Below are 13521 nucleotides of genomic sequence, written 5' to 3'. Positions count from 1 at the left end.
CTGTCCAGGCTCAGCCGATCTCCACCACCGCCGGGGCCTCGTCCACTCCCAGCGCCTCCCAGAGCTCCGGCTCGCCGTCGACCGCCAGCGCCGCCACCCCAGCCGCGATGTCCGGCAGCCAGGTCAGCGGCTCCTCGACCGCCGCGACCCACAGAGCACGCAGCCGAGGAGCGATGGCGTTCCTGGTCCGCAGAACGTCGATCAGCCGCTTGTCCGCCCCGTCCATGCTCGGCCCCCGGGACTCGAAGAAGACCTCGACCACCGGCCGCCGTCCCAGCTCCCAGAGCAGGTGCTCAACGCACTTGCGGCGCGCCCGCTCCTGTCTTCTGGCGTCCAGCCCCGTGCCGTCCACGACGACCACGGACGGTCGTAGGGCGGCCACCGCCTCGACGATCTGGACGCGCCGCTTGCCGTTCTCGTCGCGCCAGTGCAGGCGTCTCTGACGGCGCAGGAGCAACCGCCGGAGCGCCGCCCGGTGCCGCTCCGCGTCGGCGGGCGGGACAAGTACTGCGGCCATGACATAGAACCCGCGGGACACCCGCATGGACTCGTCGACGTACGCGGAGAGCGGGGGGATCACGAGGCGTCATACTATCCCCGTTCCATCACCCTGTGCGATTGCCTCCTTACAGTTCGTCCACTTCCGCGTGGGTCCGGCCGCCCGACAGTTTCGGGTAGCCGGGGCCGCGGTCGAAGAAGCGGTCCGTGACGGGACGGAGGCGGGCGCGCAGCTCGGCGGTGCCCCGTTCGTCGATGCGGTCCCCGTCGAGCACCACCCCGTAGTCGCCGAGGGCGCCGGCGATCGAGACCTTGCCGTCGCGGACGTCGGCCGCCACCGCGCGCGGGTCACGGTCGTACGGGGAGCCCCAGCCGCCCCCGCCCGTGGTGCGGATGCGGATCAGCTCACCCGCCTGCACCGGGTGGTCGTCGACCAGGCCCTCCATCTCCTTGCCGGCGATCTCCACGCGGAAGGGACGGCCGGCCAGGCCGCCGTTGACGCCCCAGCACGACAGGATGGAACGGTCGGCGATCGACATGTACGAGGCGTCGCGCAGCATGCGGATGTGCTTGTCGTAGCCCAGCCCGCCCCGGAACATGCCCGGCCCGCCGGAGTCGCAGGCCAGCCCGAGCCGTTCGACCCGCAGCGGCCAGCGGGCCTCGGCGAACTCGACGGGAATGTTGCGCGAGTCGGGCACCACGTGGATGGTGTCCTCGCCGTCGGCGTACCAGCGCCCGCCGGAGCCGCCGCCCAGCACCTCGCGCATCAGGTACGGCAGGCCGTCGCCGTCGGCGCCGTACACGCCGGTGTAGCGGATGGTCTCCTGGTCGGCGGGCATGCGGCCGCCGGTGGCCTTGGCCAGGACGCCGGCCAGCACGCCGAGCAGGCGCAGGATGACGAAGGTGCGGGCGTTCGTGGGCGCCGGGAAGACGGGGGTGAGCAGGGTGCCCTTCTCCGGGAACACCATCCTGATCAGCGGGACGACGCCCTCGTTGACGTCCAGCTCCGCCATGCGTTCCGGGGAGTCGGCGAGGTTGCGCAGCACGGGGGCGAGCCACTTCTTCAGGAACACCCCGTCGGCGTAGTCGCCCGCGTGGTTGATGGGCCCCTTCGCCTGGGGGGAGGTGCCGGTGAAGTCGATCGTGAGCGGCGCGTCGGCCGCGTGGTCCACCGTCAGCGTGATGCGCTGGGTGTGCAGGCGCGGCTCGTCCACGCCGTCGTGCTCGGCGTAGTCCTCCCACACGTACGTGCCCTCGGGGATCTTGGACAGCAGTTCGCGGCGGAACGTCTCGGTCGTCCGGTCGACGATCGCGTCGAAGCAGGCGACGACGGCGTCCTTGCCGTACCTGTCGAACAGCTCGCCGAGGCGGCGCGCCCCCATCAGGCAGGCCGAGCACTCGGCGTCGAGGTCGCCGGCGAGCGAGTCGGGCATGCGGGAGTTGCGGGTCATGATGCGCAGCGCGGCGTCGTTCGGCACGCCCTGGTCCCACAGTTTGATCGGCGGGACCATCAGGCCCTCCTCGTAGACGCTGCGCGCGTGCGAGGGCATCGAACCGGGCACGGCCCCGCCGATGTCGTCATGGTGGCCGAACGCCTGCACGAACGCCACCACCTCGTCCCCGTGGAAGACCGGCACGGTGACGCACAGGTCGGGCAGGTGGCCGATGCCGCCCTCGGACAGGTAGACGTCGTTGTGGAAGTAGACGTCGCCCGGCCGCATCGTCTCGATCGGGAAGTCGCGGACGATCGGCTGGACCAGCGCGCTGTAGGAGCGGCCGGTGAGCTTGCGCAGCCGCGCGTCGTGGATGCCCGCGCGGAAGTCGTGCGCGTCGCGGATCATCGGGGAGCGCGCCGTGCGGGCGATCGCCGTCTCGACCTCCTTCTCGACGGAGGCGAGCGTGCCCTCGACGATCTCGACGAGGATCGGGTCAGCCGTGCGCTTCGGCCGGTCCACGGCGCACCTCCACGTTGCCGTACTCGTCCACCGTCGCGGTGAAGCCGGGGTGGATGGGGATGGTCGAGCCGTACTCCTCGATCACGGCGGGCCCTTCGACCACGGCGCCGTGACCGAGCGCGGCCCGCTGGTGGATGGGCGCCTCGCCCGCCTCCTCGAACACGACCCGCCTGGTCGCCGGCTCCTCCGCGGCCCCCTCGCCGGGCTGCTGGTCCGGCCGCTGGTACGGGTTGCGGCGGACGGCCGGCCGGGTGATCGGCCCGATGCCGGAGACGCGCAGGTTGACCCATTCGACCGTCTGCCGCGGGTCGTCGCGGTAGCCGTAGCCGTACAGCTTCTCGTGCGCGTCGTGGAAGCGGGCGAGCACCTCGGCCCGCCACTCCTCGTCGAGCGGGCCCGCCGGGGCCGGGACGCGCACCTCGTAGGCCTGGCCGTAGTAGCGCAGGTCGGCGCTGCGCGCGAAGACCGGCTCGGCGAACCCCTCGCGTGCCAGTTCCTCGGCCGCCTGCCCCTCCAGCTCACCGAAGATCCGGGCCGCCGCCTGCAGCGACAGCTCGCGGGTGACGTACGTGCGCACGTAGTCGTTCTTGACGTCCACGGTGAGCAGCCCGAACGCGGAGACGTTGCCCGGCTCGGGCGGCACGATGACGGCGGGCAGGCCGAGGATGTCGATGAGCCGGCAGGCGAGCAGCGGCCCGGACCCGCCGAACGTCACCAGCGGGAAGTCGCGCACGTCGAGCCCGCGCTTGACGGTGAGCCGGCGGATCGCGTTGCTCTGGTTGAACGCGCTGATCTCCAGGATGCCCGCCGCGGTCCGCTCGGGGGTGAGGCCGAGTTTGTCGGCCAGCGCCTGGATGCCCATGCGGGCGGCGTCGTAGTCGAGCGGGATCTCCCCGCCGAGCAGGTGGGGCGGGATGCGGCCGAGGTAGACGTGCGCGTCGGTGACGGTGACCTCGGTGCCGCCGCGGCGGTAGCAGAGCGGGCCGGGGTCGGCGCCCGCCGACCTCGGGCCGACCTTGAGCGTGCCCTCGGGTGAGATCCACGCGACGGACCCGCCGCCCGCGCCGACGGTCACGATGTCGATCATCGGGATCTTGCACGGGTAGCGGCCGACGGAGCCCTCGGTGGTGATGGACGGCTCGCCGTCGACCACCACGGCGACGTCGGTGGAGGTGCCGCCCCCGTCGAGCGTGATCACCGAGGGGTGTCCGGCCGTGGAGGCGATGAGCGCCGCGCCGAGCGCGCCGGCGGCCGGCCCGGACAGGACGGTGGTGATCGGCTGGTGGGCTACCTCGCGGGCCGACAGGATGCCGCCGTTGGACTTCATGACCGAGAACGGCATGCCGAGCCGGGCGGAGACGTCGGCGAGGTAGCGGCGCATGGCCGGTTTGACCGCGGCGTCCACGAGCGTGGTGACCGACCGCTCGTACTCGCGGTACTCGCGCAGCACGTCGCTGGAGAGGGAGACCACGGCCTCCGGGTGCTCGCGGGCCAGCACGTCGCGCATGCGGCGCTCGTGGCCGGGGTTGGCGTAGGAGTGCAGGAAGCACACGCCGATCGTGGTGATCCCCCGGGCCCGGTACCAGCGGGCCACCTCGACGGCCTGCTCCTCGGCGAACGGCCACACCTCGTTGCCGAGGTGGTCGAGCCGGCCGCCGACGGTCCGCACCAGGTGGACGGGGACGATGCGGGGCGGCTTGACCCAGAAGTAGGAGTTGCCGTAGCCGTCGGGGACGCTCTGCCGGGCGATCTCCAGGACGAACTCGAACCCCTCGGTCGTGATGAACCCGAGGCCGGAGATGCGGTCCTCGAGGAGCTGGTTGGTCGCCACCGTGGTGCCGTGCACGACGGCGCTCACGTCCAGCCGCCCCAGTTTGGCGACGCCCGCGGCGAACCCGTCGGCCGGGTTCGCGGGCGTGGAGGGGGTCTTCGTGGTGACGATCTCACCGGTCTGCTCGTCCACCGCCACGACGTCGGTGAACGTCCCCCCGGTGTCGACTCCGATTCGGACGCTACGCATGGCTCCTCAGCTCCGGCGCCGGCCCAGCACTTCTTCGATGACGCGAGGCGCGTTGGACGTGCCCACGTACGCGGCCAGCCGCACCACCATCTCCTGCGACCTGGCCAGCTCGGCCTCCACCCTGGCCTTACCCGACTGGCCGGCCTGCACCCCGAAGTAGGCTCCCATGATCGTGCCGATCACGCCCGCCACCCCGGCGAACAGCGCGGCGAACTGGCCCGTGGCGAAGACCGCCGCGCCGAACGCGACGAGGATCGCCACGATGCCCGCCAGCACGACGAAGAACCCGTAACGCCACCTGGCGGCGTCCGCCTGCGCCGCGGTGACGTCGTCGGGCTTCATCAGCTCGTCGAGCGGCCCCTGCGGATTTTCTGTGACCACGCTGCCTCCTGATGTTCAGGGGAGCAAATCTCCCATGAGGTCATGGATTGCGCCAAGCCACTAAGCTGGCCCCCCGTGACTGTGGTGTCTGCTCTGTCTCCCGTGCCGCGCGGCTCCCGCGACGCCGTGCTGAAGTTCTACTTCGGCCCGATGGACTGCGGGAAGTCGACCCTCGCCCTGCAGATGAACTACAACCACAGCCGCCAGGGCCGGCGCGGGCTGGTGCTGACCAAGCACGACCGGTCGGGCGGCGCCCGCGTCACCAGCAGGATCGGGCTCGGGCTGGAGGCGGTCGAGGTCGTCGACTCGCTCGACCTGGTGGAGCTGGTCACCGGGCACGCCGGGCTCGACTACGTGATCTGCGACGAGGCGTGCTTCTACTCCGTCGAGCAGATCGAGCAGCTCGCCGACCTGGTGGACGAGCACGGGATCGACGTCTACGCCTTCGGGCTGGCCTCCGACTTCAGGTCCGTGATGTTCCCGGCGGCGCAGCGGCTGTTCGAGCTGGCCGACGAGGTGTGCCGGCTGCAGGTGGAGGTGCTGTGCTGGTGCGGGCGGCCGGGGCTGCTGAACGGGCGGATCGTCGGCGGTGAGCTGGTGCGCACCGGCGAGCAGGTGGTGATCGGCGACACCGACGACTCGCCCGTGCGCTACCAGGTGCTGTGCCGCCGCCACCACCGCGCCGGCCTGCTCGGCGAGGGCACGCTTCCCGCCTGACGGCTGCGCACGGCTCAGGGACGCCTGAACCCGGTGATCTCGCGACCGCCGACGGTGGTCGGCCGGCTTGCGTCGGCGAGCCGGTACCAGGCGAGCGCTCCCACGGCCACCGCCGGCGCGAGCTGCGCGCACGACAGGATCACGGAGGACAGCCGGGTGCCGAGGAACTCGCTGACGGGGCGCAGCGCCGGGTTGAACCGGGCCGCGATTCCGGCGGCCGCGATGGCGGCCAGGCTGACGCCTGAGAACGCCAGCGCGATGAGGTGGATGCGGTCGAGGTCTCGGACCGTGCCGGACAGCGCGGCGGACAGGCGGCGCGTTCGCTCGGTCAGGTGGTTGCCCGCGGCGATGAACTCGACCAGCCGCAGGTCGGCGGAGTCCTTGGCGAGACCGTCCCAGGACGCGGCGATGGCCTCGCGGACGGCCCGGGTGTCGTGCCCGAAGACCTGTCCGCAGTAGTAGGCGATGCTGTCCCAGGCGGCGATCGCTTGGTCGAGGTCCTCGTCCGAGGGGACGACCATGGAGATCCAGGCGAGTCCGGCGGCTGCCGCCGTATAGGAGAACGCCTTCGCGTACGTCAGGTTGCGCAGCGTGGCCTGGCTCCGCTCGGCGATCTTCGACAGCCTCTGCTCCCGGAGCGGACCGGACCCGTAGTTCTGCCATGCGGCGGCCCGGCTCTTGGCCGCCCGGAGCAGCGCCTCCTCCTTCTCGTACCCCACGACGAACCGGGTGGCCAAGCCGCCCGCCGTGACGCCCGCCCCGACGACAGGCGACCACGGGAAGGGCGGCCTCTCCAGACCGTCGGAGAAGTCGTCGATGTAGGGGGGTGCCTCGGCGGGCTTCGACTCGCGGGATTCGGCCACGGCGGCGAGCACCGTACGGGCGTTCGCGCTCTCAGCCGTGTGGTAGCCGTCCTCGGTCTTCCTCAGCAGGCCGGCCAGGGTCTGGGCCTCCTGGTCACCGTGGCGGAACTCCTGTTTGAGGTCTTCCCAGGTGCTCATGTACTCGTGCCGGGCGGGCCACTCGCACGCCGCGCCCAGGGCGAACATGCCGAGCTCCACCCTGTACCCCGCGTAGTAGTGCGCGCCCAGTTCTCGCGCGACCGAGTCGAGGCTCATCTCCGCCTTCGCGAAGCCGCCGTTGCCGAAGGCGTATCCGTCACCATCTGCCATATGATCACCCCGTCGCGCGGCCGACCGTCTTCCACATGTGATCACACGCTACCGGTTCGGGAACCGCGCCCGACGGCTGGTGCGGGCGCTATCCGGCGGCCAGCTCCTCCAGCCGGTAGGGCAGGTAGCCCGAGTCGTCCACCAGCGCCGACGCCCCACGCCACCAGCCGAACCACTCGCCGCTGCGCCACATCCAGTCGACCCGCTCGATCGCCGACACCACGTCGCCCACGCGTCGCCACGACTCGCCGAGCTGCTCCTCCGTCGCGCCGTGGCGCAACGCCCAGTCGCGCAGGATGCCGGCCGCGCGGGGATCCACCTCACGGGCGTAGGGGTCGGGGTCCTCGCCGGGCAGCGGGTGCGGGCCGAGCCCGGCGGCCACCCCCCAGCTCCACTGGGCCTCGGCCGGCCGGGAGTAGCGCAGCGAGTTGAAGTCGAGGTTGGAGCCCAGCTCGTCGTCGGCCCGCCAGGTGACGACCGCGTCGAGGCGGCCACCGGCGTCGAAGTGCACGACCAGCCGCTGCCCCGCCCTGACGCCCGGCGGCAGGGCGAATCGGTCCTCGGCCTGCCACGAGTTGAGGTCCACCTCCGCCACCGGGGCGCCCCACAGCGCGTCGGCGGCGTCGTCGGCGATCCACGCCGCCAGCATCTCCAGCGCGGTGAGGTCGGTCCACGGCTCGATCGCCACCGCCGTGGCCAGCACCTCGTCGGGCGCGGGCAGCTTGCCGCCCCTCACGCGCCTCCACCATTCGGGCCCGAGGTCGCGGGTGCCGACGACGAGCGCGGCGAGGGCCGACAGCTCGGCCGAGCGTCTGGTCAGCGCCGCGCCCAGCGCCAGATCGAGACAACGTCCGGTCCGCTCCTCGCCCAGCACGGGGCGCGCGTCCGCCAGCAACGCCCCGGCGGTGGGCCGTTCCTCGCCCAGCAGGGCGGAGACGATCCGCCTGGCCTCGGTCCTCGCGTCTTCAGCGTGTGCCTGCCGCATACAGCCACGCTACGCCGGGAGATCCTTTTCCGCGAGAGCGGCCCGTCCGGCTCCGTGGCCGGGCCGCGCTGGACGGAACGCGTTGGACCGGGCGCGTTGACCTGGGCGCTTCCCGTCCCCGTGGAGGGGCGGGCCGGGTGACGGGGAGGTCCTCGTAGGAGCGCAGCACGAGGACGGCCCGCCGCGCGTTCAACGGCGGCCGGCGCGGCCGAACAGCCAGCCGATCGCGGCCCCGGCGAGGGCCACACCGGCGCCCATGCCGAAGGAGGCGAGCATCACCCACGGCCGCGTCTCGGCGTGCGTCCGCTGCGCGCGCGGCGCGGCGGGGCGCTCGTAGACGGCGGCGCCCGGCGAGCCCGGCGCCGCCGTGGCCGGGGCGAGCGACGCCGCGGCGCCGGGCGCGGCCGGGACGCCGGCCCGCTCCCCCGGCGCGCGGTCGCCCGGCGCGCCCTCGCCCGGCGCGCCCTCGCCCGGCGCGCCCTCGCCCGGCGCGCCCTCGCCCGGCGCGCGGTCGGCGGGCGCGCGGTCGGCGGGCGCGCGGTCGGCGGGCGCGCGGTCGGCGGGTGTGTCGGCGGGCGTGCGGAGGTGGTGCTCGACGGCCGAGAAGAACTCTCCCGCCGTCCGCCTGGCCACCGAACCGAGCATCCGCTGGCCCACACCGCCGATGGGGCCGCCGACCACCGCGTCGGCGTCGTAGTCGACCCGGGTGCCCCCGTCCACCTCGCTGAGCCGGATCCGGACCGTGGCGTCCACCGTCCCGGGCGCGCCCTGGCCGCGCGCGCGCAGCACGAAGCGCTCGGGTGGCTGCGGCTCGGCCAGCGCCACCTCGCCCTGGTAGACGCCCTTGACGGAGGCCACCCCCGCGTTGACGGTCATCCGGTAGGTGTCGGGCCCGCTCTCCTCCAGGCGCTCGCAGCCCGGGATGGTGCGCACCAGCACCGCCGGGTCCTGCAGCGCGGCCCACACCCGATCTCTGTCGGCGCCGATCACGGCGCTCCCTGCGACGTTCACACGGCCACTCTAGGGAGGAGCGGCCCCCCGGATAAGGGCAACACCTGACAGACGGCGTGCCGGTGGTGCGAGCGCCGGAGTCCGTCGCCGGAGGTAGGCCGATATCAGCCCACCGGCTGACGCGCCGCGCTGACCTCGTACGACATCCTCGACGGGCACGGGGAGAGCCGCTGTGACGAAGATCTCCACAGTCACCGCGACGATGCTCTACGAGCTGTAGTACTACTGGAGATAGATGCTCTACGCCTTGTAGAGCATCCGAGCCGGCGAGGGGGAAATGGACGCACTCGACCTAGCGCGGTGGCAGTTCGGCGTGACCACCGTCTACCACTTTCTGTTCGTGCCGCTGACGATCGGTCTCGGCGTCTTCGTGGCAGGACTGCAGACGGCGTGGCACCGCACCGGCAAGGAGCACTACCTCCGGCTGACCAAGTTCTTCGGCAAGCTGTTTCTGATCAACTTCGCCATGGGCGTGGTGACGGGCATCGTGCAGGAGTTCCAGTTCGGGATGAACTGGAGCGAGTACTCCACCTTCGTGGGCGACGTGTTCGGCGCGCCGCTGGCGCTGGAGGCGCTGCTGGCCTTCTTCATGGAGTCCACGTTCCTCGGACTGTGGATCTTCGGGTGGGACCGGCTGCCGAAGCGCGTGCACCTGGCGTGCATCTGGGCCGCCGCGATCGGCTCCAACCTGTCGGCGTACTTCATCCTCGCCGCCAACGCCTGGATGAAGCACCCGGTGGGCTACGAGGTCGTGGACGGCAGGGCCCGGATGACGGACCTGTGGGCGGTGCTGACCAACTCCACGGCCCTGGCCCAGGTGCCGCACGTGATCGGGGCGGCGTTCATCGTGGCGGGCGGGTTCGTGCTGGCGGTGAGCGGCTACTGGCTGCTGCGCACCAAGGCGGACATGTGGCGCGGCGCGGCGCGCGCGGCGCTGGTGATGACGGCTCTCGCGGGGGTGGTCGTCGCGGGCAGCGGCGACGTCTCCGGCAAGCTCGCCCACGAGCAGCAGCCGATGAAGCTGGCCGCCGCCGAGGGGCTGGAGCGCGACACGGCGGGCGCGGGGTTCACGGTCGTCCCCGGCGTCGAGATCCCCAAGCTCCTCAGCTTCCTGTCCGCCGGCGACTTCGACGCCACCGTCCAGGGCACCGAAGACCTCCAGCGCCGTTACGAGGAGCGGTTCGGTCCCGGCGACTACCGGCCCGACCCGGTCGTGGTCTTCTGGTCCTACCGCGTGATGATCGGCTTCGGGCTGGCCACGGTGGGGCTGTCGGTGCTCGGGCTGTGGCTGACGCGCCGCCGCCGCGACCTGCCGCCCTGGCTGGCCAGGCTGTTCGTGCTGGCGCTGCCCCTGCCGCTGCTCGCGGTGACCGCCGGCTGGCTGCTCAGCGAGATCGGCCGCCAGCCGTGGACGGTCACGGGCGAGCTGCTCACCGCCGCGAGCGTCTCCCCCGGCGTGAGCCTGACCGAGGTCGCCGTCTCGCTGACGATCTTCACGCTCCTGTACGGCGGGCTGGCGGTCGCCGAGGCCGTGCTCCTCACCAGGCACGTGCGCAAGGGTCCCGAGGAGTCCGAGCCGGCGCCCGCCGCCGAGAAGCTCGAACCGTCGCTGATGTATTGAGGTGTGGACAGTGATCGACCTGTGGTTCGGCATCATCGCCTTCCTGTGGACCGGCTACTTCGTGCTGGAGGGCTTCGACTTCGGCGTCGGGCTGCTGGCCCCGTTCGTCAGCCGGGACGGTGACGAGCAGCGGCAGAGCCTGCAGACGATCGGGCCGGTCTGGGACGGCAACGAGGTGTGGCTGATCACCGCGGTCGGCGCGATGTTCGCCGCGTTCCCCGCCTGGTACGCGGGCGTGTTCAGCGCCTTCTACGTGCCCGTGGTGCTCGTGCTGGTGGGCCTCATCATGCGGGGCGTCGGCCTGGAGTGGCGCGGCAAGGTGACCAACCCGGTCTGGTGCGACCTCGGCATCGTGGTGGGCAGCGCGCTGCCGGCCTTCCTCTGGGGCGCGGTCTTCGCCAACCTGGTGCTCGGCTCGGCGCTCGCGGCCGTCGTGGGCGGGCTGTTCACGCTGGCGCTGTGCGTGCTGCACGGCGCGGTGTTCCTGGCACTGCGCACCGACGGCCCGGTACGGCGGCGCGCCCGGGTGGCGGCGCTCGCCTCCGGCGCGGTGACGCTGCCGCTCGCCGCGGTCGCGCTGTCCGGCCTCGCCTTCGGCGGCGGCGCGACCGGCACGGCGACCGGCACGGCGCTCGACGCGCGGTCGATCCCCGCGCTGGCCGCCATGGCGGCGCTGGCGGCGGCGGTGGCCCTGATCTGGCGGCGGCGTGAGGGGTGGGCGTTCGCCGCCACGGCGACGGCCATCGCGCTGACCTCGGCCTCGGTCTTCGCCGAGCTGCGGGTGGCGCCCCTGGACGGCCTCACCCTCGCCGAGGCGGCCTCCGGCCCCTACACGATGACCATGCTCACCTGGATCGGGCTGATCGCGCTGCCGTTCGTCCTCCTCTACCAGGGATGGACGTACTGGGTGTTCAGGAAGCGCGTCTCACTGGTCCACTGACCAGGCTGTGATGTAGGTCACGCACCGGAGTAAAGGTCGTCAGGACACGAGGTCAGGCGCCCGGCGCCTGCCCTGCCGAAACGATCGGCGCCCCGGAAAAGGGTCCGCTTTACGGTCACACCGCCACGGGAAACGCGGGTTGCCCCGGAGTTTTTCTCGTTCTAGCATCACGGGGCGCAAGGATTTACGGCCCACCGGCGAACGAATCCCTGCGTATTCTCCTCCGCACAATGGGGCGGGTCACAGAAACAACCGCCCCACCACCCCGCTGTCGCCATCGCGACAGAGACCAAGGAGGCAACCCATATGCTGTTCCGGCGAACCATTCCCGTGGCCGCCGCCGCGGCCGGCCTGACGCTCCTGCTGGGCGCGGCTCCGGCCACGGCGATGTCCGTCCCCTCATACGACCCCGTCGGCGTCTACGTGCTGACCGTCACCCCCGATGACGGCACCACCGCGGAGCCGCTGGCGGCGTCCACGCTGCTCTGCGGCCCCGACGGCGGCGCGCACGCCGCCGCGGCGGCGGCCTGCGACCAGTTGCGCCGCGTTCAGGGCAGAGCCGAGCGCATCCCCGAGGACCCGGGCCCGTGCACGCGCGAATACGCTCCGGTCCGCGTCAGCGCCGTCGGGATATGGCGCGGCCAGCGCCGCGAATACGCCCGGACATTCCCCAACCGGTGCGAGGCGGTACGCGCCACCGGCGGCATACTTTTCGCTTTCTGAGGCGTAACCGCCCGTTAACCCGGGGCGGCCTCGGCCGCGAATATCCGACGACCGGACGATCGTCTTCCGGGATATCGCGAAAAGGCCGTGACAACGTTTACTCCAGTGATGCCGGGCCTGCTTCCCGCTCGGCCTCATCGACATATTCGAGATATCCGGCCGGGTGAGGACACGTGCGCCGACCGTGCGCGCCGGTCACGCACGCCTCTCCCCTTGACCGGCCGCCGGCAGCCCGTCGGCGGCCGGTCGGCCCCCTTCACCGGTCAGTAGCCGCCGGCGGGCCGGGCCGGCTGCGGCGACTTGGTCCGGTGGTCGTTCAGGTGCAGGTCGCCGTTGAGCGGGCCCTTGAGCGCCCGCAGGACCTCCAGGCTGGACAGCACGGTCCACCGGTGGCCCACCAGGTGGGGGTTGTACTCAGGCGCCCGGTCCATCCAGACGTCCTTGTCCTTCTCCGACAGGAAGGTGTTGACGAAGAACTCGCCGTGCTCGGTCTTGCAGTACCCCGTCCGGATGTCCTCGGCGTCGACCTGGATGCGGGGCTTGCACCCCACCTTGGCGGAGAGCTCCTCGACACTGAACACCTGCAGCTCGGTGGGGTCCGGGATCGGCTGGTCCGCTCCGCCCGCGACGGGCGCGGCGGGCGCGCCGCCGGATCCGATCCCTCCGCCGCCCGGCGAACAGGCGGCCACGAATCCGACCAGGAGCGCAGAAGCGGCCAGACGTGCGAATGTCGTCATGTGCCGAGATACGCAGCCCTCACCGGGCCGGTTCACCCCGATTCACATCAGGACGGCGCAGCCGCGCTCCCGCAACCGCCGCAGCGGCTCGGGATCGCCGTCGAGCTTGTTCCACCGCAGGTCCAGCTTGGCCAGAGCGGGCAGGTCGGCCAGGTCCGCGGGCAGCTCGCGCAGCCGGTTGTTGCGCAGGTCCAGGTGGGCGAGCCGGGTCAGTCCGGCCATGCCCGCGGGCAGCTCGGCGAGGAGGTTGTCGCGCAGGTCGAGATGACGCAGCTCCCCGAGCCGGGTCAGCTCCGGCGGCAGGGCGGTCAGCCGGTTGCCGCGCAGGTGCAGCTCGCGCAGCCGGGCCAGGCCACCGAGGGAGCGGGGCAGCTCCGCCAGCCGGTTGCCGGACAGCCGCAGCTCCGTCAGCGCCGCCATCGCGCCGAGGGACGCGGGCAGGCGGGTCAGCCGGTTGGCGTCGAGGCCCAGGTAGGACAGCCGGTCCAGCTTCGCGAGGGCCTCCGGCACCTCGGTGAAGGCGTTGTCGCCCAGGTAGAGGTAGTCGGTGAGACCGAGGTCGCCCAGCTCGGGCGGGATGACGGTGAGCCGGTTGTGGGCGAGGTCGAGCATCCGCAGCGCCGTCAGCCGGCCGACGGCCGGGGGCACCTCGGTGAACCGGTTCTCCGCCAGGTTGAGCGACTCCAGGCCGGTCAGCTCCCAGAGCGTGTCGGGCACGTCCGTCAGCCGGTTGCCGCCGAGCGACAGGTGCCGCAGCCCGG

Annotated in this window: 13 protein-coding genes; 4 read left to right on the top strand and 9 right to left on the bottom strand. The window is 72.3% G+C overall.

All coding sequences use genetic code 11. The features are described from left to right. Window positions 1-10: 10 nt before the first annotated feature. The 4 genes from CXR44_RS08600 to CXR44_RS08585 are packed head-to-tail and all read right to left on the bottom strand — an operon-like array spanning window position 11 to window position 4854. Complete coding sequence (locus CXR44_RS08600; RefSeq protein WP_101784399.1) at window positions 11-580, bottom strand: hypothetical protein; 570 nt, start codon at window positions 578-580, stop codon at window positions 11-13. A gap of 46 nt (window positions 581-626) precedes the next feature. Continuing rightward, window positions 627-2453, bottom strand: coding sequence for a hydantoinase B/oxoprolinase family protein (locus CXR44_RS08595; protein ID WP_101784397.1), 1827 nt, complete (start codon window positions 2451-2453; stop codon window positions 627-629). Continuing rightward, the gene (locus CXR44_RS08590) at window positions 2428-4473 is read right to left on the bottom strand and encodes a hydantoinase/oxoprolinase family protein (protein ID WP_101784395.1); all 2046 of its coding nucleotides are present in this window, start codon (window positions 4471-4473) and stop codon (window positions 2428-2430) included. The genes CXR44_RS08595 and CXR44_RS08590 overlap by 26 nt, the downstream gene beginning before the upstream one ends. Before the next feature lie 6 nt (window positions 4474-4479). After that, a complete protein-coding gene (locus CXR44_RS08585; protein ID WP_101784393.1) occupies window positions 4480-4854 on the bottom strand; it encodes a hypothetical protein in 375 nt (124 codons plus the stop codon). 75 nt (window positions 4855-4929) lie between these two features. Here CXR44_RS08585 and CXR44_RS08580 point away from each other — a divergent pair, with 75 nt between their 5' ends. After that, window positions 4930-5571, top strand: coding sequence for a thymidine kinase (locus CXR44_RS08580; RefSeq protein WP_245898981.1), 642 nt, complete (start codon window positions 4930-4932; stop codon window positions 5569-5571). Between the two features lie 14 nt (window positions 5572-5585). Here the strand turns inward: CXR44_RS08580 and CXR44_RS08575 are convergent, their stop codons facing one another. The 3 genes from CXR44_RS08575 to CXR44_RS08565 all read right to left on the bottom strand — a co-directional run bounded on the left by CXR44_RS08575 (window position 5586) and on the right by CXR44_RS08565 (window position 8739). Beyond that, on the bottom strand, window positions 5586-6743 hold the full coding sequence (locus CXR44_RS08575; RefSeq protein ID WP_101784389.1) for a hypothetical protein: 1158 nt from the start codon (window positions 6741-6743) through the stop codon (window positions 5586-5588). Window positions 6744-6831: 88 nt separating this feature from the next. Next, the gene (locus CXR44_RS08570; RefSeq protein WP_101784387.1) at window positions 6832-7728 is read right to left on the bottom strand and encodes a hypothetical protein; all 897 of its coding nucleotides are present in this window, start codon (window positions 7726-7728) and stop codon (window positions 6832-6834) included. Window positions 7729-7917: 189 nt separating this feature from the next. Beyond that, window positions 7918-8739 carry an SRPBCC family protein gene (locus CXR44_RS08565; RefSeq protein WP_101784385.1) on the bottom strand — a complete coding sequence of 274 codons (822 nt, stop codon included), beginning with the start codon at window positions 8737-8739 and terminating at the stop codon, window positions 7918-7920. 277 nt (window positions 8740-9016) lie between these two features. On the opposite strand from CXR44_RS08565, the gene CXR44_RS08560 reads away from it, so the two are divergent. The 3 genes from CXR44_RS08560 to CXR44_RS08550 all read left to right on the top strand — a co-directional run bounded on the left by CXR44_RS08560 (window position 9017) and on the right by CXR44_RS08550 (window position 12023). Next, window positions 9017-10360: a cytochrome ubiquinol oxidase subunit I gene (locus CXR44_RS08560; RefSeq protein WP_101784383.1), complete on the top strand. Its 1344-nt coding sequence runs from the start codon at window positions 9017-9019 to the stop codon at window positions 10358-10360. A 10-nt stretch (window positions 10361-10370) separates the two neighbouring features. Next, window positions 10371-11300 (top strand): cytochrome d ubiquinol oxidase subunit II, encoded by a 930-nt coding sequence (gene cydB, locus CXR44_RS08555; RefSeq protein WP_101784381.1) that lies wholly within the window; start codon window positions 10371-10373, stop codon window positions 11298-11300. A gap of 306 nt (window positions 11301-11606) precedes the next feature. Then, window positions 11607-12023, top strand: coding sequence for an SSI family serine proteinase inhibitor (locus tag CXR44_RS08550; RefSeq protein WP_101784379.1), 417 nt, complete (start codon window positions 11607-11609; stop codon window positions 12021-12023). 263 nt (window positions 12024-12286) lie between these two features. On the opposite strand, the gene CXR44_RS08545 is transcribed toward CXR44_RS08550, so the two are convergent. Next, a complete protein-coding gene (locus CXR44_RS08545; protein ID WP_101784377.1) occupies window positions 12287-12760 on the bottom strand; it encodes a hypothetical protein in 474 nt (157 codons plus the stop codon). 42 nt (window positions 12761-12802) lie between these two features. Further along, window positions 12803-13521, bottom strand: a 719-nt coding sequence (locus tag CXR44_RS08540; RefSeq protein ID WP_245898979.1) for a leucine-rich repeat domain-containing protein, incomplete at its 5' end; no start/stop codon positions are given.

Source organism: Nonomuraea indica, from assembly GCF_002850745.1.
GTDB classification, from domain to species: domain Bacteria; phylum Actinomycetota; class Actinomycetes; order Streptosporangiales; family Streptosporangiaceae; genus Nonomuraea; species Nonomuraea indica.
The sequence above is the reverse complement of the archived record's forward strand: the minus strand, read 5'-3'. Positions and strand labels throughout refer to the sequence as shown.

Excerpts from the sequence above, each read along its gene's own strand:
- CXR44_RS08590 (WP_101784395.1), bottom strand. The coding sequence starts at position 4,473 with ATGCGTAGCGTCCGAATCGGAGTCGACACCGGGGGGACGTTCACCGAC.
- CXR44_RS08575 (WP_101784389.1), bottom strand. The coding sequence starts at position 6,743 with ATGGCAGATGGTGACGGATACGCCTTCGGCAACGGCGGCTTCGCGAAG.
- CXR44_RS08570 (WP_101784387.1), bottom strand. The coding sequence starts at position 7,728 with ATGCGGCAGGCACACGCTGAAGACGCGAGGACCGAGGCCAGGCGGATC.
- CXR44_RS08560 (WP_101784383.1), top strand. The coding sequence starts at position 9,017 with ATGGACGCACTCGACCTAGCGCGGTGGCAGTTCGGCGTGACCACCGTC.
- CXR44_RS08550 (WP_101784379.1), top strand. The coding sequence starts at position 11,607 with ATGCTGTTCCGGCGAACCATTCCCGTGGCCGCCGCCGCGGCCGGCCTG.
- CXR44_RS08545 (WP_101784377.1), bottom strand. The coding sequence starts at position 12,760 with ATGACGACATTCGCACGTCTGGCCGCTTCTGCGCTCCTGGTCGGATTC.